At 57.3% G+C, this 21,963-nt stretch carries 25 protein-coding genes; 17 read left to right on the top strand and 8 right to left on the bottom strand.

The features are described 5' to 3' along the window. Positions 1–3 precede the first annotated feature (3 nt). Complete coding sequence (locus tag GGE09_RS22185) at positions 4–912, top strand: DMT family transporter (protein WP_064224154.1); 909 nt, start codon at positions 4–6, stop codon at positions 910–912. Positions 913–1,166: 254 nt separating this feature from the next. Then, positions 1,167–1,661, top strand: coding sequence for a helix-turn-helix domain-containing protein (locus GGE09_RS22180; protein WP_064224153.1), 495 nt, complete (start codon positions 1,167–1,169; stop codon positions 1,659–1,661). Between the two features lies 1 nt (position 1,662). Here the strand turns inward: GGE09_RS22180 and GGE09_RS22175 are convergent, their stop codons facing one another. Further along, positions 1,663–2,220: a hypothetical protein gene (locus GGE09_RS22175; protein ID WP_064224152.1), complete on the bottom strand. Its 558-nt coding sequence runs from the start codon at positions 2,218–2,220 to the stop codon at positions 1,663–1,665. Between the two features lie 158 nt (positions 2,221–2,378). Here GGE09_RS22175 and GGE09_RS22170 point away from each other — a divergent pair, with 158 nt between their 5' ends. The 15 genes from GGE09_RS22170 to GGE09_RS22100 all read left to right on the top strand — a co-directional run bounded on the left by GGE09_RS22170 (position 2,379) and on the right by GGE09_RS22100 (position 14,492). Then, positions 2,379–2,726 carry a hypothetical protein gene (locus tag GGE09_RS22170; protein ID WP_064224151.1) on the top strand — a complete coding sequence of 116 codons (348 nt, stop codon included), beginning with the start codon at positions 2,379–2,381 and terminating at the stop codon, positions 2,724–2,726. Next, positions 2,674–3,303 (top strand): lytic transglycosylase domain-containing protein, encoded by a 630-nt coding sequence (locus GGE09_RS22165; protein WP_114273007.1) that lies wholly within the window; start codon positions 2,674–2,676, stop codon positions 3,301–3,303. The genes GGE09_RS22170 and GGE09_RS22165 overlap by 53 nt, the downstream gene beginning before the upstream one ends. A 15-nt stretch (positions 3,304–3,318) precedes the next feature. Beyond that, positions 3,319–3,603 (top strand): TrbC/VirB2 family protein, encoded by a 285-nt coding sequence (locus GGE09_RS22160; RefSeq protein WP_064224150.1) that lies wholly within the window; start codon positions 3,319–3,321, stop codon positions 3,601–3,603. A gap of 4 nt (positions 3,604–3,607) precedes the next feature. Further along, a complete protein-coding gene (locus GGE09_RS22155; RefSeq protein WP_064224149.1) occupies positions 3,608–3,886 on the top strand; it encodes a type IV secretion system protein VirB3 in 279 nt (92 codons plus the stop codon). Continuing rightward, positions 3,876–6,251, top strand: a complete 2,376-nt coding sequence (locus GGE09_RS22150; RefSeq protein ID WP_064224148.1) for a type IV secretion system protein B4 — start codon at positions 3,876–3,878, stop codon at positions 6,249–6,251. Before GGE09_RS22155 ends, GGE09_RS22150 begins: the two co-directional genes overlap by 11 nt. After that, positions 6,248–6,445 (top strand): hypothetical protein, encoded by a 198-nt coding sequence (locus GGE09_RS22145; protein WP_082894780.1) that lies wholly within the window; start codon positions 6,248–6,250, stop codon positions 6,443–6,445. Before GGE09_RS22150 ends, GGE09_RS22145 begins: the two co-directional genes overlap by 4 nt. Further along, positions 6,442–7,551 (top strand): lytic transglycosylase domain-containing protein, encoded by a 1,110-nt coding sequence (locus tag GGE09_RS22140; protein WP_201039625.1) that lies wholly within the window; start codon positions 6,442–6,444, stop codon positions 7,549–7,551. Before GGE09_RS22145 ends, GGE09_RS22140 begins: the two co-directional genes overlap by 4 nt. Beyond that, positions 7,548–8,315, top strand: coding sequence for a type IV secretion system protein (locus GGE09_RS22135; protein WP_064224147.1), 768 nt, complete (start codon positions 7,548–7,550; stop codon positions 8,313–8,315). Before GGE09_RS22140 ends, GGE09_RS22135 begins: the two co-directional genes overlap by 4 nt. Further along, complete coding sequence (locus tag GGE09_RS22130) at positions 8,312–8,695, top strand: hypothetical protein (RefSeq protein WP_082894779.1); 384 nt, start codon at positions 8,312–8,314, stop codon at positions 8,693–8,695. Before GGE09_RS22135 ends, GGE09_RS22130 begins: the two co-directional genes overlap by 4 nt. Continuing rightward, positions 8,695–9,708, top strand: coding sequence for a type IV secretion system protein (locus GGE09_RS22125; protein WP_114273006.1), 1,014 nt, complete (start codon positions 8,695–8,697; stop codon positions 9,706–9,708). The genes GGE09_RS22130 and GGE09_RS22125 overlap by 1 nt, the downstream gene beginning before the upstream one ends. Before the next feature lie 34 nt (positions 9,709–9,742). Continuing rightward, positions 9,743–10,399, top strand: coding sequence for a virB8 family protein (locus GGE09_RS22120; RefSeq protein ID WP_114273005.1), 657 nt, complete (start codon positions 9,743–9,745; stop codon positions 10,397–10,399). A gap of 4 nt (positions 10,400–10,403) precedes the next feature. Then, entirely contained in the window at positions 10,404–11,126 is a 723-nt protein-coding gene (locus GGE09_RS22115) for a TrbG/VirB9 family P-type conjugative transfer protein (RefSeq protein WP_386630527.1), read from the top strand. 2 nt (positions 11,127–11,128) lie between these two features. Next, positions 11,129–12,568 (top strand): TrbI/VirB10 family protein, encoded by a 1,440-nt coding sequence (locus GGE09_RS22110; protein ID WP_114273004.1) that lies wholly within the window; start codon positions 11,129–11,131, stop codon positions 12,566–12,568. 1 nt (position 12,569) lies between these two features. Further along, on the top strand, positions 12,570–13,544 hold the full coding sequence (gene virB11 / locus GGE09_RS22105) for a P-type DNA transfer ATPase VirB11 (RefSeq protein WP_114273003.1): 975 nt from the start codon (positions 12,570–12,572) through the stop codon (positions 13,542–13,544). 243 nt (positions 13,545–13,787) lie between these two features. Beyond that, positions 13,788–14,492 (top strand): hypothetical protein, encoded by a 705-nt coding sequence (locus tag GGE09_RS22100; protein WP_114273002.1) that lies wholly within the window; start codon positions 13,788–13,790, stop codon positions 14,490–14,492. Between the two features lie 17 nt (positions 14,493–14,509). On the opposite strand, the gene GGE09_RS22095 is transcribed toward GGE09_RS22100, so the two are convergent. The 7 genes from GGE09_RS22095 to GGE09_RS22065 form a co-directional block, all read right to left on the bottom strand. Beyond that, entirely contained in the window at positions 14,510–14,791 is a 282-nt protein-coding gene (locus GGE09_RS22095) for a hypothetical protein (RefSeq protein WP_114273001.1), read from the bottom strand. Positions 14,792–14,817: 26 nt separating this feature from the next. After that, positions 14,818–15,575 (bottom strand): IS5 family transposase gene (locus tag GGE09_RS22090; RefSeq protein WP_114273000.1). Its coding sequence is split into 2 segments (ribosomal slippage): positions 14,818–15,254 and positions 15,254–15,575, totalling 759 coding nucleotides; the frame shifts between segments, so codons are not numbered across the junction. Positions 15,576–15,860: 285 nt separating this feature from the next. Next, the gene (locus GGE09_RS22085; RefSeq protein ID WP_309748282.1) at positions 15,861–17,801 is read right to left on the bottom strand and encodes a type IV secretory system conjugative DNA transfer family protein; all 1,941 of its coding nucleotides are present in this window, start codon (positions 17,799–17,801) and stop codon (positions 15,861–15,863) included. Positions 17,802–17,816: 15 nt separating this feature from the next. Further along, positions 17,817–19,778 (bottom strand): relaxase/mobilization nuclease domain-containing protein, encoded by a 1,962-nt coding sequence (locus GGE09_RS22080; protein WP_114275057.1) that lies wholly within the window; start codon positions 19,776–19,778, stop codon positions 17,817–17,819. Next, positions 19,771–20,328 (bottom strand): hypothetical protein, encoded by a 558-nt coding sequence (locus GGE09_RS22075; RefSeq protein ID WP_114275058.1) that lies wholly within the window; start codon positions 20,326–20,328, stop codon positions 19,771–19,773. The genes GGE09_RS22080 and GGE09_RS22075 overlap by 8 nt, the downstream gene beginning before the upstream one ends. Positions 20,329–20,787: 459 nt before the next feature. Further along, a complete protein-coding gene (locus GGE09_RS22070) occupies positions 20,788–20,964 on the bottom strand; it encodes a hypothetical protein (RefSeq protein ID WP_205388205.1) in 177 nt (58 codons plus the stop codon). 537 nt (positions 20,965–21,501) lie between these two features. Beyond that, positions 21,502–21,762 (bottom strand): WGR domain-containing protein, encoded by a 261-nt coding sequence (locus GGE09_RS22065; RefSeq protein WP_114275059.1) that lies wholly within the window; start codon positions 21,760–21,762, stop codon positions 21,502–21,504. Between the last annotated feature and the right edge of the window lie 201 nt (positions 21,763–21,963).

The raw sequence follows: 21,963 nt of genomic DNA, 5'->3' as shown, positions 1-21,963 counted from the left end.
AATATGGGTGAGATATATGCACTACTTTCGGCGGTAAGTTTTGGCATCGCCGGTGCCGCTGTCGCCAAGGGTGCCTCCAAAGCGAAGGGCGACAACGGTGTCTTCCTTTCAATCATGCTTACGCTCGCCCTGTCGAGCGTGATCTGGCTGGCGTGCGGCATCGACCTCACGACCGTTGACGACACGCGCTCATTTCTGATCGGCATCGGGTTCTTCATCTCCGCGGGTGTATTAGCGACAGTTTTTGGGCGGTTGACGAATTTCCGGTCTATTGCGCCATCCGGTGCTATTCGCTCCAGCCTGTTCAGGCGGCTGATCCCGGTGTTTTCCACAGCACTTGCTTTTGTCCTGCTTCAAGAGCGTTACTCGATAATGGTTCTTGTGGGTATGATCGTGATCCTGTGCAGCATCGCCGTTGCAATGTGGGTACGGGTGCCACAAATCTCCGCTAAAGCGTCCGCAATATCCACGGGTAATCTCCAGCTCGGCCTCTTGCTGGCAGCGGTTTCAGCCTTTTGTTATGCTCTCGCTTATGTCGCGCGCAAATTGGCATTGGAGGACCTGCCAGACGCTGCCTTGGGCGCGCTTGTGGGCGCTTTGACCGGTGTTGTGTGGTATTTTATCGCGGCGTGCATAAGTGTTCGATATCGCATGGCGATAACCTCTGTTTTGAAGTCGTCCGGCATCTGGCAGTGGATGGCTGCCCTCGGAATGTCTTTTGGGCAAATCCTACTGTTCTTTGCTTTGCTTTCGGCACCTGTCGCGGTGGTTGCGATTATTGGGTCGCTCGAGATGTTTGTTGGTGCATATTTTGCAGCCTACCTGTTCAAGAGCGAACCAGTGCCGGGCCGCGCGATGATCCTCGCGACAATAGTCGCCGCGATTGGTGTTGCGATGGTAGCAATGGGTTAAGCTGTATTATCGACAGTGGATCTGTTGTCTTGACCCGTCCCACTTTCGTACGTCCCCGAGTCCTGGCGAAAATCGCATTTCACCCTCTACCTCCTCCCTGTGGGTGAAGTACTGGCGGCACTGAACCTTTCAGTGCCGCCCCTTTTACCTTTTTGATTTTCCCCTTTAAAAACATACACTTTTCTTTCATTCCTTCACCGAATGTATAATATAGTGAGTGGCTAAATGTGACCCACTGTGGCGTTTTCAGTCACATGAAACTTCGTCACCAAGTGGGCCTCAACATTCAGAAACTGCGCCGCGAACGCGGCATCAGTCAGGAAGATCTTGCGCTGATAGCGAAGGTCAATCGCGGCTACATGGGCAAGCTGGAAAATGCGAAGAATTCGGCCAGTTTGGACATGGTTGAGAGGATCGCGACGGCCTTAAATGTCGTGCCGTCCTGGCTGCTTGTCGGAGACGAGCCTTTCCAGTTTGTACAACGCTTCGATAAAGATAAGGGAGTGTTTCGCCCGATGGAAATTGCCGATGAAAGCTCAAAACCAAGCCCGAAGAAATCCAAACGCCTAAAGGCGAGTATTGTTCAAGAGGGCGTCATACTTTCTGATGGATCCGCGATTGTGGTTTGGAGCGACTACACGTGGAACAACGGCGAAATTATTCGGTATTGGGAAAAGGGTTTGGAAAACATTCCCGAGACCATGATCACGGTGCGCAACATTGGGTCTTCTAAGGGGAACGAACCGTAAATCAATATCGAAACCACTCCGAGTGATCCATGGTTCCTTCGAAGTCACTGTATTCCATCATGATCGCCCGACCTTCCCCAAATGTCGTCAGCAATTGATCGTTGCCGCTAATAAATGACGCCGGCCAGCGAGAATGTGACCCATACCTGCGTTCGATGTAACGGCAGTTACGATTTTCACCGTCGCAAGATTTGATGGACCAACTGTATCGCGTGTCCCCGTCCCGGTCTTCACTACGGGTGCCGTACCACCAGATTACCCGAGTGCGACGTAACCAAGCATATTCCGACGTCGAAATATCCAGATCTGCTTCACCGCCCGGTCCACCGAGTTCAACGGGAATAGCAGCATAGGTGCAAATTCCGAATGGCGGCCGACTGGGCCAGGGCGTGATCCGTCGGATCATCGTTCGAAACGCCGCCGCACAGACAGCACTCGGCGGAAACCCACCCGCCATGCAGAGCATGATGGCGCAATCCATATCGTAAGCATGCGCCTTTTTCGCCTGAACGGGGAGAATCGCTCCGACCAGAGCGCCTGCCAAAACCCACTTCTTCATGATTGTACTCCCGTAAAGTCACTTCAACTATAGGCAGAATATCGCCTCTTTCATCAATTTCAACGTTTTTTATATTTTGTCCTTTTTGTATGTATTGACTCCAATCCTGTATTTTGTTTGGAATGATTAATGTAGAAGGTCTCTCAAGGGGAGGGACCATGCCGATAGCGAGACACCTTAGTTTGATCACCTTGGATGGTGTGAAGGACCTCATCGAGAGGAAGGTAGCGTTCAGCTGTCGGTATGAGCTTGTCGAGGTCACGGGAGATGGAAAGCCGCGCTATCAGTGCATCTACTCCGTGGGCGACGAAGAACTTATCCTCGTGGCGACCAAGGTACAAAAGCACGGGCCCGAAGTGCGCAAGTTCGCGATCTGGCCCGGGTTGGTTAATCACCACAACGCTTACGGCGACGGCCGGCCGGTCTCTATTGATCTTGATGTCAGCAAGCTGGATGGCGACGCCGTGCTCGGCGGATCTGCTGGTGATCAAGGGCGGGTTCACTAGATCCTCTAACTGGACGTTTCACGATGAACGGGACGGTGCGGAGACCGATGTAACCGCTCTCGCGCGTTCAAGCAGCGCTCAGCCTGCAATTCTGGCCGCCATTCAGGCAACTGCGACGCGCCATCAGAACAACCGGGCGCTGTCATCCGTTGGTCTCACTGCCAGAGATTGGCACTTGCTGTTTCAGGCGATGATTGAGGCCGAAAGCGCCTACAACCCAACCGCACAAAGCCCCGTTGGTGCCTATGGCTTGGGGCAACTCATGCCGGCAACCGCGCGGGGCCTTGGCGTTGATCGCACTGATGTGTCTCAGAACCTTGATGGCGCTGCGCGTTATCTCCTCGCGCAGTTGGCAAGCTTTCGGGACATTGATCTCGCCCTTGCCGCCTACAACGCAGGCCCGCATCGCGTTGTCGAATACCAAGGCGTTCCGCCCTTTGCCGAGACGCGCAGCTACATTGCCCGCGTCAATCGCATTCGCGCCCGCCTTTCCACATTATCCAACCCAGATGCTTCGACCCGAGTTGCGCAAGATGCACCACGCGATCGACCGGCCCTTGTTCTCACCTTTAACTGACCCGCGAGGCTACCCATGTCCAAACATCGAAAAACCCTTCAGCGCATAAAGTTGGGCCTGCTGCTCAGCTTGGCGGCCTCACCTGCCCTGGCTCAAGACCTCTCTCCGATCCAGACCATGCTGGAATCCGTTGAGTCTGCCTTGACCGGCCCCATCGGGATTTCAGTGGCAACACTTGCGGTCATCGGCACCGGCTTCATGTGTATGATGGGCCGCCTGAACTGGGGTTGGTTCGCATCCGTCATCATCGGTATCGTGCTGATCTTCTCGGCAGGCACCATCGTCGACGGGTTCGCGTGACCCGGTGGCAGAGCGGTCCTCTCTCTTCTTAGGCCTCGCGCGGCCACCAAAGTACCTAGGCCTCCCTGTCGGATACCTGGTGGCCTTGTCTATGGGGATCGTTCTGCCGTTCATCTGGACCAAATCCCTGGTCTTCTTTCTGGTCGGGATCATCGCCTATCCCATTCTCTGGTTTGTTGCCGACAAGGAACCGCATTTCTTTGAGGTATTGAGGGTGTCTTTTGGCACCGTCCGCGCCACCAAGAACCGCAAGTTCTGGGGAGGCGATAGCTTTGGTGCTTGATCAAACAAAATCACGCCCCGTTGCCTCAGCGGTTCTGGAGGCCGGGGGACAAGACTTCGCCCGCGAAAGCTACCTTGGTGAGCATCTGCCGTATTTTTCGCTGGTCGGCGACGATGTGATGGTTCTGCGCGAAGGCGATCTCATGGCAACGTTGCGCCTTGATGGCCTGAACCCGATGACCACGCCCGATGATCAATTGGACGCCCTTAAACGCGCGGTGGCCGCTATCGTTGCACAGACGGGCAATGTCTTTGGCTACTACATCCACCGGATATCCGTGCCGCAAGACCTTACCCTGTCACCCATAGATGGCGACAGCTTTGCCGCAGAGCTCGACACACGCTGGCAGCGTCATATCAGCGATTTTCAACCCAAGAAGCGCCAGCTTTATATCAGCATTGTTCGCCGCCCGAGTATCGGCGCACGTCTACCACTGATCCGCGCGCTTGCCCGCAAAGCCTGGGCACGGGACCGCGATGCTCGGGTCCAAGAGCTCAATGAAGTGGTCGGATTCTTCAAAGTGGCCCTGTCTTCCGCCAACCCGGTGCGCCTTACGCGCGCGGGTGGCGAATGGCTAGGATATCTCAATGCTTTGAATGCAGGCAGCTTTGCACCCATCGGTTTTGGTCAAAGTGCCCTGCCCCTATCCCAGACCTTGAGCAATAGTCGCGCGACCTTTGACGGCGAGGTGGTGACTATCACTTGCGCCACAACTGGCGAACAGAAGTTCGGATCTCTGTTCAGCATCAAAAGCTACCCGTCAATCACAGACGTCACGCTGCTCGACGCGTTGGATCTGCCGCTCGACATGGTCCTGACCAACTCCTTCTCGCCGATCCCCGGCAATATCATGGCCGAGCGGATTCAACGCATCATCCGCCAGATGCATGCCTCTGATGATGCCGCCGTCTCGTTGCGCGAAGAATTGGTCGTGGCAGCCGATGATCAGGAAGCGGGCCGCATCGGATTTGGTGATCATCATCTCTCCGTCGCCGTCTATGCCGATGATCGCGATACGCTTGAACAGGCGGCCGCGCAGATCAAACGGGTCGGCCAAGAAATCATGGCCGTGATCGTGCGCGAAAACATGGCGCTCAAAGCCACCTATTTCGCCCAATCGCCCGGCAACTTCGGCTACCGCGCCCGAAAAACGCCGATCTCATCCGTCAACTTTGCGGACTTCGCGGCCCTGCATGGCAGTGTGGAGGGTAGACGTGGCAATCAATCGCCTTGGGGCCAGCCGATCTCCATCCTGCCGACCGTCGGCACTGCCGGATACCGGTTCAATTTCCATGAGGCGGGCTCAGCAGACAAGGAACCAACCGTGGGACACAGCCTCGTGCTCGGGCGGACGGGGACGGGCAAGACCGTCACAACCGCGTTCCTCGCGGCGCAATCCCAACGCGTCGGCGCGCGTCTGTTCTTCTTTGACAAAGATCGCGGGCTTGAGATGGCCGTGCGCGCCTTGGGAGGACGCTATAAAGAAATCCGCGCCGGTGTGCCCACAGGTCTCAACCCTCTTGCGACCGAAGTTGACGAACGGGGCCGCGCATGGCTCTCCGATTGGCTTTCAACTCTTTTGACCCGCAACGGATCCCTGACCGGCGAGCAGTCCCGCGCCGTGCAGAACGCCGTTGGCCAAAACGCGAATGCGGGTCCAGCCCTACAGGATTTTGCCTCCTTTGAGACCCTGTTCCAAGCCCTGGATGATGAGGGCGAGCTGCAATCGCGCGTCGCTGAATGGGCCCCCGGCGGGCGCTACGGTTGGGTCTTTGATGAGCCCGAAGGCGGCGAGGCCATCGACATCTCCGGTGAAATCACCGGCTTTGATATGACTGAAATCCTCGACATGACCTCCGAGCGCATGGCCGTGCTCTCCTACATCTTCCGCCAGATCGAGCGCGTCGTTGAGGACCGCCGCCCCACTATCATCGTGCTTGATGAAGCCTGGAAGCTGCTCGACGATCCCTATTTTGGGGCGCGGCTGGAAAACTGGCTCGTTACATTGCGTAAGATGAACTGCGTTGTGATCATGATGACGCAATACCCCTCGCAGCTCGAAGGCAGCCGCGTCGGCAAAACCATCGTTGAAACCGTCCCGACCCAGATCCTGTTTCCCAATGATCGTGCCAAACCATCCGATTTTGATTTCTTGCGCGTGAACCCCAAAGAGGCGGCACTCCTCACGGAACCCACCATCGGGCAGCGCATCGCATTGGTCCGCTCGGCGGGAGATTCAGTCTTTGTGGATGCAGACCTGAGCGCTCTCGGGCCTCTGCTCAACATCTTGGGCGGGGGCCGTATTGGCGAAAACCTTGTCGGGCCAGACTGGCGCACCACCCCTGATTTTTGGAGACATCTATGAGACCAACCCTCGCCCTCCTTGCCCTTGCCGCGTCACTCTCAGCTTGCGAACGCTACACCGAGGCAACCTCCCCTTGCGTGGGTCGCAAAAACGCGGCGCAAGTGACGCGGTCTGCGCAAACCCCGCTATCGTTCACCGCTCCCGCTCAAGACATGGATTGTGGGTTCACAGCCATCGGGGCATCGGCCTCGTGAGATTGTCACTGCACATATCTGCACTGGTTCTCAGCACGCTACCCGCGCTGGCCGCCTCGCAGGGCGTGCCAACAACGGATCGCACCGCGATCGCGCGCAATGTCTCAATCTTTGACAGCCTGCTCGAGGATCTTGGCGTGCAGAACGACATCGATAGTGTCGGCGCAACCATCGAAGGGTTGGAAGCCGATCAGCTGCGCGTCTTAGACGAAATGGCCGCTGCCATCACCGGACCCGGCTTTAATATCGCAGCCCTTGAGGGCAATGCGGATTTTGGCGCGGATCAGATCTATCCCGTGGTCTCCAATCATCCGATGGATGCGCGCCTCTTTGGGGAGGGACGCGAAACCGTTGAGATGATGATCGTACAGGTCGCCTCGGAATATGCCGGTGCTCCGGGTGTGGCGCGCGCAGGGCTGTCGCCCACGCAATGGCGCTGCCTGTTTCAGGCTCTGATCAAGCAAGAAAGCCGGTTTAACATCACCGCGACCAGCCCGGTTGGGGCCTACGGTCTCACCCAGCTTATGCCCGGCACCGCCTCCGACATGGGTGTTAATCCCAATGTTCCGATTGAAAACCTGCGCGGCGGCGCGCGCTACATCACCACCCAACTTAATGCCTTTGGCACCATCCCCAAAGCGCTGGCCGCGTATAATGCAGGCCCGGGTCGCGTGATTGAATACGGCGGCGTGCCGCCCTTTGCCGAGACCCAAGGCTACGTGCGCAACATTTCCAAGTTCTACAACGAATATCTCGCGGTGGTGGGCGGGGCAGACGCCTTGGGTACGCTCTCTCCCTCTGATTATGCCCTCGCGGAATACGCCAATATCTCGGATGCTGGCATCTATTACGCCGCCGACAGCTTTGCGACGACCGCACAGGTCATCAACCGACTGAGCGCGATCATCCAGCAGATCGATGCGCAACCCAATGCGAAGGCAGCCTGGGAACTCAACACCTATGCCAAGGCCGAGATCGGCCGGATCCTCAGCCTGCGCGTCAGGTTGATGGCCGCCAATCAGGTCCGCGAAGCGGCATTTGCCCAACATCTGGCCGCAGACCGCCTGTCAGAGCGGCAATTCATGCAAATGGGAGTTTCTGAATGAGACGTTTTTTACTCGCCACAACGGTTTCACTAAGTGCCATCCTGCCAATACCCGGATCGGCGCAAGGCGTTCCCACCTTTGATGGCAGCCAATTGGGCCAGCTTGTTGCGCAACTTGAACATATGGCGACAGACCTCAACGTGCAGCTTCAGCAACTGGCCACCATGCGCCAGGAGTTGGAGACACAAATTTCGCAACTCCTCAACCTCGAAGCCCAGCTGAAATCCCTGATTGATGGCAACGCTCTGGGAGAGCTATTCGCGACCATCGAAGAGTTCGAGCGCCTCAAAGGCAGCCTGATGGCGCCAATTGAAACGGCGCGAAGTCTTGCCGATGGAGATTTCCTCTCTGGGTTCAAACCCGGTCGCGGTCTTGATCGCCAAGTCAGGCGTTTGCTCGAAGGCAGTGGATTTTCCTCTGAGACCCTCGCAAGCCTGTCTTCCTCTGATGAGCCCGCCGACAACCGGATCGCCACACAGGCCGGGGCCAGTGCCATGCTGTCGGTGGCCGCGCAAGAAAGCCACGAAGAGGCGGGTGAAAGTCTTGACCGGTTGGAAACGATGGTTGGCCTGATTGATGACCAAGACGGCCTGAAGGCCGCTGTCGATCTGAACACCCGCATCACCGCGGAGCTTGGCATCATTCTCACCCAGATCTGGCGGCTCGAGGCCGCGCAAGGCGTCAGTGCGGGGCAATTGGGCGTTGTTGACGCTTCCACACTGGCGGCTGAGCGCAGCTTTAGAACCATGGCCGTAGACGAATGAAACACCTCGTCGCATCCGTCGCCCTGTTCATCCTGCCGCTTACAAGCTTCGCGAACGCAGATTCCAGTAACTTCTCCACAATGGCGGTTGAAGAGGACACGCCCTCGGTCTGCGAAGCCCCGCGCGCGCCGACTATCCTCAACCCGTCGCCCTACATCCGCAACGGTTACCGCGCCATCCTGCGGATCATGGCCGCCGAGCGCTGGATAGAGACCGGCTCATGTGAATGTTATCTCACCCAAATTCCTTGGGACGAGGTCATCTTGGAGGCTGAAGGCTATGTGACGTCAGATAATCCGCTGCTGCCGTTCAAAGTCGCCGAATTGCGTCTGCAAGCGGATGAGATGCTCGCCACCCGCGATGCGGCTTGCGCCAACTGATGGGGGTTATTCGCGACATCCTTGGCCAAGTGGACGCCGCCGTCGATACGGTCGCGCAATCCGGATTTGTCACCAATGCCGCCGCGATAGGTGACGTCTTGTCCACCGGCGCAGCCCTGCTGCTAATCCTTCTTGGCATCAATGTCGTGATGCAACTCAGACCCATGAGTTTTGGCAGCTTCTTTGCTTTTGGCATCAAGCTGCTGCTCATTTCCATTTTTGCGCAGACCTGGGCGAACTTCGAGATCATCTACAACATCGCCACCGACGTGCCCGACAGCATTGGCGCTGCTATCCTCGATCTAACGGCCTCCGGCGATGAGGCGGGTGTCTATGAGAGCCTCGACCGCATGGTCGCGCGCATCACGGCCTATGGCGATGCCATCGGGGATGGCGCTGGTTGGGTCTTTGGCGCGGTTCTGGGCGCGATCTTCTTTGTGCTCTCCGCGCTCTTCGCCGCCATCACGGCAGGTATCATTGCGTTCGCCAAGATCGTCTTCGCACTGATGATTGTGATCGCGCCCTTTATGATCCTCTGCTCCCTGTTCAAACCGACCCATTCGCTCTTTGAGGCGTGGGCGCGTGCCACCATCGGCTATGCCTTGATGCCCGTCGCCGCAGCCGGGGCCGCCGGGATCATCGTGGCCATCGCAGAAGCCATTGGCGATGCCTCGGCAGATCCGAGTGATGTCGCCACCGTCAGCCTGATCTTGCCGTTTCTCGTCATTCTGATCCTGAGTGCGGGGATCATGGCTGCGGTTCCCTACATCGCCTCTAACCTCACAGGGGTCATGGGTATCGCCTCCAACGCCGTCGGCATCACCGGTCTTGCGCGACGCGGCATGGTCAATACCAGCATGTATGGCACGGGCGGGGCCACCCGGCTGACCACCGGCAAGACACCCCACGAGATGCGGCGCGGTGTCAGTGACGGTCTCACAACCGTCGGCGGCGCCGTCAGACAAAGCCCCGGTGCCGCGCTTGGTGTCCTCAAGAGCTTTCGCAAACCCTGATCCTTCCCTCTAAACTTCCTGAAAGACAACACCGATGAGCAAAGCGCGCGATGAATTTGAAGTGGACATGATCTTTGGTCCGCGCCGCCGCGAGCGCTTTGCTTATTTCATCGCGGGCGCTGGCGTCATTGTCGGGCTTGCAGGGTTTCTCGGAGCCGTCAGCCTGCTGCCGCTCAAGACCACCGAAACCGTTGTTGTCGTGGTGGACAAGGAAACCGGCGAGATGGACCGCGTCGCCCACGTCGAGGCCCTGTCAATCGATGAGAGCGACGCCATCATCCAGGCCAATCTTGTGGCCTATGTCGATGATCGCGAGACCTTTGATGTCACCGACGGTGAGAGCCGGATCAATTCCGTGCTCGGCCGCTCCGATCTCGATGCCGCCCGCACCCTGCGCGATCTTTGGAACTCGGCCAATGAGGATTACCCCATCACCGTCTATGGCCGAGACGCAAAGATCGAAGTGGTCATCAAATCGGTCAATCAGATTGAAGCCGGTGTTGCGCAGGTCCGGTTCTCGCGCACGCTACGCCGCCCGCGCGATGTGCGCACCGTGACCCGTCAATACGTGGCCACCCTCGCCTATGAATTCCGCCCTGAAACCCGCCAGCGTCTGCAAGACGTCTGGGCCAATCCGCTCGGATTTGTCGTGACCTCCTACCGGGTCGACGCTGAGACCCTGGAGAACTGATCCCTTGAACAATTTGACACTCATATCCGCGGCGCTCGCCGCTTGTCTTGCCAGTGCCGCCTACCCAGAAGCGACACCCTCTGGAGGCCCGCTCGATATCCGCATTCGCACCGCAACCTACGACGAGAACCAAGTCTACACGATCGAAACCGATCTGCGTCATGCCACCACAATCCATTTTGGACCGGGCGAGCGGTTTGAAGCGGTCATCGTCGGCGACACCGAGAGTTTTCAGGTCGATCCAATCCCCGAGCTTGGCTACGTTCTGACCATCAAGCCCCATGTGGGCGGTGCCTCAACCAATATGACGGTGATCACCAATCGCCACAGCTATTCGTTTCATCTGCGCGAAGGACATATCCAAGGCCGTACCGGCATGTTCTTTGAGGTGCGGTTTCAATATCCTGAAGATCGCCGCCCGAACACCTCTGCCCCAAAAGGATATGAGGCTCCGCGCAACTATGCCTATATGGCATCAGGCACCGGCGATTTCCGGCCCTCCAGTGTTTATGACGATGGCCGATTTACCTATTTCACCTTCCCGGAAAATGCGCGCCAGCCTGCGCTCTTCAAGGCCGACGCCGATGGCCGCGAGCGCACAGTGAACTGGACCCAGCAAGGCAACACCGTGCGCGTTCTCGGAGTCAATCCGTTCTGGACCCTACGCATTGGCGACGAGGCCATCTGCATCCAGCGTGATGAAACCGCCCTTACCGTGGGGAATTAAGAATGGCAGATCAGAACCCGCCTGAACTGCAGGATCGTTTGGACAATTTTCAGAACCGCAACGCTAAGAAACCACGAAGCCGCATTGGTGTCGGTGCCCTTGCCGCCGGGCTCGGGCTGGGCGGGGCCGCGCTCGCCTATGTCTTTGCCACCAGCCTACAGGATGCCGCCGACCCGCTGCAAACCTCCGATGTTGAATCCTTCCAAGACCAAAGAACCGGCAACGGCGGACGGTTGGAGTTTCCGGCTGACGAAGAAGACCAGCGCGTGGAAGATGCGCTCATCGCCGTCGAGGAGGCGTTAGAGCCGCAAGTCGCAGAACCGGTCCCTGCCCCGGTGCCCGATGAAACCGTCCTGCGCGAACTCGCAGCCTTGCGCGAAGCACTTGCCGCCAGCCAATCAGCCCGCAACTCTGAAATCCAAGCTGCCGTTAGCGATCTACGCGAGGCGTTTGACGCACAGACTGACGCGCTTGAAGCCTCCATCGCCGAGAAAGATGCGGAACTGGCCGCAACAGCGCGTGAGAACGCTGTGCGCCTGTCAGGGCTTCAAGCCATGCTTGATGCAGAGCGCGCGCAACGGGAATCCCTCGAGAGTGAGCTTACCCAATCAAGCCTGATCGCGGATCAGCGCTTGCTCGAAGAACGCCGCCGCCTTGAAGAGGAAGACCGCGCCCGCGCCGCCGCCCAAGAGGCAGATGAATTGCTACGCGCTCAGATCGTCTCCCCCGCCGTCGTGTTCGCGGGCGGTGCGGGCACGGGCGGGCAGAACGCGCCACCGGGCTCAGGGACGACCCTCGCGGGTGAGCCCCGCGCAGGCGTTGGGGAAAACGAAGACTACCTCTTGCGCGCGGCGCACCCGCTGCAAATCGACGAGGCCGCCCGCATGGAGCATCCAGACCGGACGCTGGCCCAAGGGTCGGTCGTTCAGGCCGCCTTGCAAACTGCGATCAACAGCGACCTGCCCGGCAATGTCGTGGCTGTCGTCTCAGAACCGGTCCTGGCCTTCTCTGGCGAGCGGGTTCTGATCCCGCGCGGCTCGCGCCTTTTTGGCCAGTATCGCTCCGGCATCGACATCAATCAAAAGCGTATCTTAATCCTATGGACCCGCATACTCACACCTGACGGGATCTCGATGGAGATTGCCTCAGCCGGTGGCGATCAATTGGGCCGCTCTGGCCTAACAGGCCTGGTCGATACCAAGTTCATGGAACGCTTCGGGGGTGCCGCTTTGATCTCCGTCATTGGTGCCGCGCCCTCTGTTGCCGCAGAAGCCGCCAGCGACGAGACCACCAGTATTGTTCTGGAAAGCGTTGGCGAGGATCTGCAGGATGCCGTGGGCAGCGTCATTGCCGAGCAGATCGCCATCACACCGACGATCTATGTCGATCAGGGCGCAAATGTAACCGTGCTCGTGGATCGGGATATTGTGATTTTTGATTGACATGCATCCCACATCCTATCTTGAGCAGTATTTTGAACCGTTCCGCGAATGGTTAAGCCGCGATGACATTGTCGAACTGGCAATCAACCCAAATGGCGAGGTTTGGGTGGAAGTGGCCGGAGACGCGGCCATGCGCCGGGCCGGCAGACGTGTTGACGCAAAGGCCGCGCAAAACCTCGCACAGAGCATCGTTGGCGATGCCAAGGCCCGCGTTTCTGAAAAGAACCCGTTGGTTTCTGGTAAAATCGATTATGCGGGTCGCCCGTTGCGGGTTCAGATCGCCGTGCCGCCCGCGATTGAGCAAGGGGCCTCGATCACCATCCGCCTCTTTGCACCCAAAGCCGCGCGCGAGTTCAAACCTGCGTTTCTGTTTGGGGAAGCTGTATCTCTGGAAACGCTGCGCCGCGAGAAAATGCGCAAAGTCGCTGACCTGTCCCAAGCCAACCTCGACCAAGCCTTGCAGTCCCTCATTGAAGATCGCTTGAACATCTTGGTGAGCGGAGGCACATCAACAGGCAAGACCACCTTTGCACGCAACCTTCTCTCCCATGTGGATCATGGTGAGCGATTGATCACCATCGAAGATGCGTTTGAGCTTTTTCCCGATCAGCCCAACACGGTATCCCTTCTTTCCGAGAGAAGCCCCAATTCCCAACGCAGCGCCAATGCGCTCCTGCAAGCCAGCCTGCGGATGCGGCCGGACCGGATCATCGTGGGCGAGCTACGCGGATCAGAAGCGCTCACATACCTAGAAGCGATCAACACTGGTCATGGTGGCTCGGTCTCAACGATCCACGCGGAAACTGCCGAATTGGCCATTGACCGGCTGGCCATCATGGTCCTCCAAGCTGGCACGCCCCTGACCTTCGCCGAAGTGCGCGAGTACATCCGCAAATCAATTGATGTGATTGTTCAACTCGGGCGCGCAGATGGGCGGCGGGGGATTACGGAGTTTTACCTGCCGATGAACGAATAGAGTGCTTTCCGTTGGGTGCGTGCTAACCACACTAGGACTCGCGCTTTTCGACCCATAGGCCAACAATCTGCCAGCGGAACCAGGGCTACAAGGCACTCCTTTGCACTTAACAGTCCGAATCCGGGATCACTCCAAAAGTAGCCGCCTTGTCGGTCATGGTCAGTAAAGGTATGACTAGAAAGCGAAAACCCGCGAGGACCTATTACGGCTGTCGCGGGCATCTAAGAGGTTGAAGACCTAACTTTGTCTTCGATTGACTCCTTATATGGTGAAATTCGCGCTGTTGTCAAGAGAAACGGTCTAGACCGATTAGGGACCGAACGGAGCATTAAGGCATTGGTATCAAATATAATTTCTCAAGATCGGTTAACCAAATATCTCAAAGCGGCAGGTCATGATACGCAACGTGCACTTGACCTGTATGGCTGGAACATCCTGATCAGCGAAGCTTTTTTCCCCGTGTTAAGCGCATCAGAAGTGTGCCTGCGCAACATCATATCCACACAGTTGATTGCTCTATACGGCCCCACTTGGTGGGACGATCCGACATTTCTCGCGCAAATCGGGAATGGCAAGCGCATCGTCAAGACAGCTCGCGACAAACTCCGTAAAAAAGGAGCCGTTACATCGGGTGGCATGACCGCAGAGCTCAATTTTGGATTTTGGGTAAACATGTTGCTTGCGCGGCACGAGCCCGTTTTTTGGGCGAACCTTCATGCTTCATTTGCGGATCTGCCACCTGCCGTCACATACAACGCGCTATATGTTCGGTGCGACGCCGTTCGAGAGTTTCGCAACCGCGTATTCCATCATGAACCAATCTTGCATCGCAACATCACAAAAGAATACAGCCAAATCATGGAGCTGATCACATGGCTCAGCCCTGACAAGGCCAAATGGATTAAGCAATATTCACGTGTAATGACTGTAGCGCGACAAAAACCATAAGGACGACGGCGTTGCCATCAGTCTGGATCCTTCTCACCACTGGTTTCTCTCATCCATGTTGCTATCGAGTCATGCAACAACCATGGTGACGGAGCGCTGCAAGAAACCATAGCAGCATCAGTTGCGGTGAAATGGCACCACTCTTCATCATCTGAGGTCCACTCGCCGATGATTTCCCCGTCAACAAGCAATACGTCGCTTTCGAAAGCACCATTATGGTAACCAAGCATGATAATTCCATGACGAACCATGCCTCCAGCGTCGACCAAAACACAGATACTTTTGAATTGGGCGCTCACTGCGCCTAGGCTCCAGACTCATTGATTTATAACCAAAACAAGATGGTTGCAGCGAGGGCGATTGCAGACAGGAATACCTTTGGGCATCGGTCGTATCTGGTGGCGATCCGTCGCCAGTCTTTCAGTCGGCCGAACATAATCTCGATCCGGTTGCGTCGTTTGTAGCGGCGCTTGTCATATTTGACAGGCTTGTCGCGCGATTTTCGTCCGGGGATGCAGGGCCTTATTCCCTTGTCTACAAGGGCCTTACGGAACCAATCTGCGTCATAACCCCGATCTCCCAGTAACCAGTCGGCGGCTGGCAGGCTTTCTACCAGGGCTCTGGCCCCAGTGTAATCGCTGACCTGGCCCGCGGTCATGAAGAACCGGATCGGCCGTCCAATCGTGTCAGTGACGGCATGCAGTTTCGTGTTCATACCGCCTTTTGTTCGCCCTATAAGACGTCCACGCCCCCCTTTTTTAACCGCAGACTCGAGGCCGTGCGGTGCGCTTTGAGATAGGTCGCGTCGATTGAGATCGTCTTGTGGTCGGGTGCTTCAGCAGCCAGTCCCGTCATAATCCTCGCGAACACACCCATGTCACTCCACCGCTTCCAACGATTGTAAAGTGTCTTGGAAGGCCCATACTCCTTAGGTGCATCACACCACCGCAACCCATTGCGATTGATGAAGATAATCCCACTGAGCACGCGCCGGTCATCAACGCGGGGCACACCATGGCTCTTCGGAAAATACGGCCGGAGCCGCGCCATCTGATCTTCGCTCAGCCAATAAAGATTGCTCATAATCACCCCTCAGTTTGAGGAGCTTGAATCATGCAGGCCTGATGGCCTCAAGCGGATTAATGGGTCCAGAGCCTAATGCCAGCGCGCAACCCACAAGCAACCAAACGCAATGCTGCAATGCAACATTTGCATAGCCCGCCTATTGTGCAACCGCAGCATTGCTCCTATCTTCAATATCAGAGATTGGTTCTACCTCCTCCCAGAGCCAATCGACAGTAATAGGCGGCATCCACCTCCTCCTGGATGCCGCCTTTATTTTGCCTGGTGCTTGGTTTGCAAAAAACATCAATTCCCCAAACCCTGCTCTTCCATCAGCGCATCCAGAAAGTCGCTCTGCTCGAGCAAAACATCTTCCCACTCTGGCGGGAGGGGGTCGTCAGGATCTGGCGTAGGGTGCAAGTCTTCGGTTTCGCCTGACGCATCTTGACCCATCATCATCGCACGTGCCTCCCTTAGGGCGTTGCGATCCTCGGGCTGGTTAGCAGGCTTTGCCTGCTCTGAGGGTTCACCTTCGGCATCGGTTTTGCCCTGCTTAGGCTCGATTTCTTCCCAAGGCCCGACGCCCTCAACGATTGGCGGATACGGAAACGCCCGCCCTTCCTGCTTTTCGACCAATTCCTTGAACAAAGGATCATCATAGTACTTAATTCGCTGCGCTTTGATCGGATGCTGAGGCGAGGCGAGAATAATCACCTCATCCGGGTCCATCAGCCGCGCTTCCGTCTCAGAGAGAAGCGGGCGTTCTTCGAGGCGTGTTGATGTCGAAGTCGCCCCCAACACCCCTTTGTTGCGCCCATACATACGCGTGACGGCCTCACGTGTTGTGCTGCCGACAGCGGCAGAAACCTCACGCACCGTGCGCTGATCCCTTGGGGTGATGTAAAGCTTCAGCCCCGCGCCGTTCTCAAGGCTTTCACGGCCTTCCGGGCCGTAGATCCGATCGAGTGACGCCAGCGACTGTGCGATCATCGCCACGCGGCCACCATAGCTGGCCAAGGAATGGATCGCCCGTTCCAGATAGGGCATCGCGCCCATCTGCTGGAACTCGTCGATCATGATCATCACCGGCCAGGGTTCATCCTCTGCCGGCTCATTCAGCCGCAGACTTGCGATCAAATCGGCAAAGAGCAGACGCAATAGCGGGGCCAGGGTCGCGATATGATCCTCCGAGACGACGATGTAGAGCGACTGCGGTTTCTTGCGGAATTTCGAAAAGTCGATATCGCTGCGCCGCGTTGCCGCCCTCACCGCCGGATTGTCCCATTGTTTAAGGCCTGCGGTCATTAGGGCCTGGATGTTGCTGGTCAGCAAACGGCTCGAGGCACTGGCCGCATTGGTCCAAAGCTCGCGCACCACAGCCTCTTCCGCTTCTTCGGCGTAGGCCTTGTATTGCGCATTCTTGTAATCCCCTCCGGCCACGATGCGATTGACCTCGCCCAGGGTTGCCCTGCCGCGCTGAATCGCCAACAGGCAGGCCGCAACGAAGATCGACTTGCCCGCCTCCGAGAAGGTGTCGAGTGTCTTGTTGTCCTTATCCAGGAACAGATCCGCAAGAATGCTGACTTCGGTGAAGCGCTGCGCAAAGCTCGGGGCCTTGGCGATGCGGGCCAGCGGATTGTAACAATGGGTTGCATTGGACCAGTCAAACGGGCTGAAGCGGTACACCTCATCGCCATTCAGAGCCCGCAGGCGCGAGGTCTTGTCAAAGTTCTCGCCTTTGACGTCGAGCACCACCACCGATCCCGCAAAGCCCAGAAGGTTCGGGATCACGAAGCCCACACCCTTCCCGGCGCGGGTTGGCGCCACCATCATCACATGTGGGATCACCGTCGACGATATAAACGGGCCTTTCGAATTTGGCTTGCCTAACTTGCCGCAGACAAAGCCACGACCCGCATCTTGCAGCATATTGTTTTTCTTAAGCTCGGCTTTGCTTTGCCAATGGGCGGTGCCATATTCGCTGCGCTCGCGCTGGAATGTCCAAGCAAAGGCCAGAACACCAAGCCCGATGATACCAAATCCTATCGCCCCGAAGGCCACTTTAAAGGCCTCCGGATGCGCCAAGCGCGTGGCATCCCCCGCCTTCCAGACGGCCAGCATATCAAAATTGTCAAACCCAACCTTAAGCGCCAGCGTGAGATAGAAGCTGGCAATGATCGTTCCAACGACGGCACCGCAAATCGCACCGATGGGGACAGCCGCCCAGAGAGGAAGTGACTTCTGCATATTCTCACCCTCCCCTTACAAACCCATCTCGTCATCAAGATCGCGGCCCTGTTCGAGGGCCTTCGACATGTCTTGCTCTTTTGAGGTCTGGATCATCTTTGCAATCTCGACGGACTTGTCCTGCTGCAGCTCGGCAGCACGCTCGGTGAACCGCAGATCACCCGTCTCCTCGCGCATCATCTCAAGGTATTCCTGCGCGACGGTGATTTGGTCGAACTTGCTCGGCAATGCGTCGTCCAGCACTGCATAGTTTCCGTTGCGCAACGCCGCGATGCCGCGTTCTCCAAGCGCCGCCGTCAGCTCGACCTTTAACTCGCCGTTGATCACAGCTTCCTGTACTTCACTGAGACGCCCATGTTTCAAAATGTCGGCCAGACCTTGAAGGGCTTCAGACTTGTCCCCGATGTCGTGATTATCGACCACTGACAACTCGCTGGTCTCTGCTGGATCATCGCGCAGCAGACCGTGCCCGGCTGACAGATCACCAGACAGCTCCCGCATCCGATCCGCCATGCCATCCATAAAGGTATCTACCACCTCAAGCGCCGCGATGCGTTGCGGTTCTGTCGCAGTGTCAACGTTCAACCCATCTTGAGCCAGGACCGCATTCATGTCGCGCTCAACCCAGTTCTGCGCCAAGCCGTAGTTTTTGGTCCCACCCGCCTCATAGCGCCCAAGGATGTCATGCGTATCAAGACCGTGGTCTTCGCCGTAAGAGACCAGCTTCTCCAGCGCGTCGTCATTGCCCAAAGTCAGCTCGGCCACAAAAGCGGCGTCCCCCGCCCCCGGCGGGTAGGGTTCCAGCAGCACCTTGTTAAACCGGCTTTGCAGTTCGGGGTCCGGCACCATCCGTGACAACTCTTTGAGGACCGGGGCGGTTTTAACCTCAAACGCCGCGCGCGCGCTGGCATCCAACTCTTCGATTTTCAGCCCAATGGCCTCGATCGCGCGTTCCGCATACTCCGTGGCCTGACCCACGGTTGTGATGTCCTTCATGTCGATCTCTCCTGTCTGTTCATTTTTGCCGGGGCCATGCCAAGGCGCGCCGCGTCCCATCGCCTCGGCCATGGAGCGCACAGCGCTGCCGATGGCCCGTTGATCCATGCGGTCCAAAAAGTCGGCGACGGATTTGTAGTCTTTGGCGAACGCCGTCACCTGCGCTTCGGCCATCGCGCGTTCTTGCTCGGTGAGGGCAATTTCCTGCGGTCGGCGCGCTTGGGCTTTGGCCGCATAAATCTCTTCCATGCCCGCAGGTTTGGCGTAGATGCCACGCTCAAGACGCGTGGTGGCGTCCAGCATGATGCCATGCTTCTCAGCAATCTCGGCCTGTTTCTCGCGCATCAGCTGCGGTGACATCACGCCTTCGGCCCAGCAGGAAAACCAAGTGCCTTGATCAACACCGCGGTTGTTCAAAAGGATATGGGCATGCTTGTGGGCGCGGTCGTCATGGACCGCCAGAACGTAATCCCATTGGTCGCCATACTCACCGCTGTCAAAGAAATGCTCGGCCCATTCCAAAGTGATGTCGCGGACCTGATCGACTGTCACATCCGTCGGAAACGACAGCAGCATATGCGAGGTAAATCCAAGCTTGGTTGTTCCGCGCCAGGTCTCTGCCCAGTCCTCGATGATCTCTGATTTTTGCGCCTCATCCAGCACCGCATCCGAGGTCAGCGCATTGGTCATCGAGGAATAGGTAAACACCGCTTTGTCGTTCACATAGGAGAGCTGATTGCCGAGAGATGCCCGCGTCTTGCAGCCACCCGATCGGATACGTTTGAAGATCGCGGCCCGGCTCTGGCCCGACGCCGCCTTGGCCACATTGCGCAGCGAGGCGCGGCCGGTATTGGCGTAGCTGCGCCCCTGCCTGCGGCCCGCCATTCGCGCCTCGATCCGGGCGTTGGCCTTGCCCCTGATCTGCTCATTCTCCCAGAGCTTGCCCATGACGGCTTCATAGAGGGCTGCCGTATTACGCATCGCGCGCGGCCTCCTCGATCACATCCCAACCCTTGCCGCCGCGCACGCGCGCGGCATCCTTCATCCTTCCCATTTCACGGCTCAACCCACGGGTCAGATCGGCGAGTTCTATGAGCAAATCTCGGTCCTGATCCGACAAGGTCAACTTGCCCAGAACCACCGCCTTGGAGAGGCGGCGCATGTCATCCGTCAGATCCTTTGCCTGCCGCCAAGACGCCGTAAAGGATGACAACTCCCCCTGCCCCAGATCCAGAAATCCGCAGCGTCCACGCAGCACTGAATTGAGCGCCTGAGAGCGATTGGCAAAGCCACGCGCGCGCCACTCTGCGTCAAAGGCAGCAAGCTCGGATTGGGTCGCGCGGAACGCCACGGTTTCCGAGGGATCACGCACCGACAGGCCTTCGCCCGTTTGCTCTTTGGCCACCCGTGCGACATGGCGCTGTGTAACGCCAAACACCGCGGCCAATGCCACCGCTGGCTCACCGGCCTGATAGCGCCGTGCAAGATCAATGCGCTGTTCAAGCTTTAGGTTTTTGCGCTTCGCCTTCACTGTTTAGACCCCTAGACCAAATGTGCAAACAATTGGCATATCCTGCCAACGTCCTTTCTTTCTCACTTAGCTTTGGGAACTACTCCACGCAGTATATGCAACATTCGACTTCAGGGCTGGCTTGGTGGAGATAAATCTTCAACAATACTAGGCGGCCGTTATGGCTATGGCTTGAAGCGGAATGAGCGTTATTCTGGTACGAGGAGCCACTGCCAGTTGGCACCGTCTGGGGAGCCTTCCGACATAAAGTGAAGGTGCAGAATGCACAGCCGTGTTGGCACCCGCATTGCAAAGGCCATGGGTGTCAAACGGCTTTCAATGAACTCAATATGTCGGTCAAGAACCGGCTCGATCTGATCGTAGTAAGCGATCACCAACAGGCAATTCGACGCTTGTCGGGGTGCCTGTGTTGGCACCGCCAACCACCACGGCTGACGATGCCAGATCGGGGTATCTGGCTCAGTGAGCCAGATCCTGATTGCGCAGATCGGCGAAGCGATCCTGGGCGAGCAGAGCCTCGGTCGCGAGGCTATCTATGACCTCTGGATGGTCATCCTCTTCAAAGGCGGAGAGGTAGGTTTCAAATGCCATGTCGGCTTGCAGTTCGGCGAGATCGAGAGATTGCTCAAATGTCATGTTGTGATCCTTTCTGTTGATCGTCGTTGGACGGATCGTGGAAAAGACCGGCGGCTTCAGAGTGGGCTGCACCCGGCACGGGGCGCAATGGAATGGAGCATGCTTGTGGGATGTTTGTTGTGAGGGATGCGCAGCAGCGCTCAAGGCCGAAAGGCGTCTTTGTGTGTCAAATAAAATCAAAGAAATTCAGAGCACGCGTTCGAGCCAGCGGCGAGAGACAGCATGTTCGCGAGCTTTGTTACACAATACGACTGGCCGTCCAGAAACCTCCCCCAAGTGTTGCTGACCGCTCGCCTCCGGGCTAGCGATTTGATGGGCCAACAGGTCAATGGAATGGAGCGCCACATGCGAACATTGATCATCGTTTCTCATGCTGAACTGCATGCTGGCATTGTCAAATACCTAACCAATCTTGGTGTGAAACTCTGGCGGTTCGGGCCGCGTAGATTGGCCGCGCGATGCAGATGAATTCGAATTGCTCGCCCCCTCGATCCTGCCAACAGGTCGGCGCTTCCAGAACAACTGTCAGCGTTCACCTCAAGAGGGTGGAAACATTTCCAACTGGACAGGGATCGCCGCATAGCCTCGCCGGGTCTTGGTCGCCTTGAGCTGCCGCAAAGCAACAATCGCGTCCTGTTCTGACGCGAGATATGCCGCCATCTTCTGTCCGCCTTTCGCGCCGATCCGCCCCCACTCGCGGGTCAGGCACCATTCGCCAAACAGCGTTTGAGAAACGCTCAACTCATAAAAACGGCGCTGCCGTTTTGCTGGAATGATCTTTTCGAGGCGATACCGCATGGCTGGGGTCCTTACCCGCTTGTGATCAGCATAGCGCAAAAGGCTCAAGAATGAATCCCCCTTAAGTTGGGCTCGCAAAACCGTGCCCAAAAGCTTCACAGGGCCGTGACGGCCCAGGGAGCCGAGAGGCAAAGCCAGCGGCATGACTTAGGGTGGGCACCTTGTGTCGTGCCGGTTCAATCTAATCACAGAAGCCTGTCA

The sequence above is a fragment of the Roseobacter sp. N2S genome (genome assembly GCF_031454055.1).
GTDB lineage: Bacteria > Pseudomonadota > Alphaproteobacteria > Rhodobacterales > Rhodobacteraceae > Amylibacter.
Note: the sequence above shows the minus strand (reverse complement) of the source record. Positions and strands in the feature narration are given on the sequence as shown.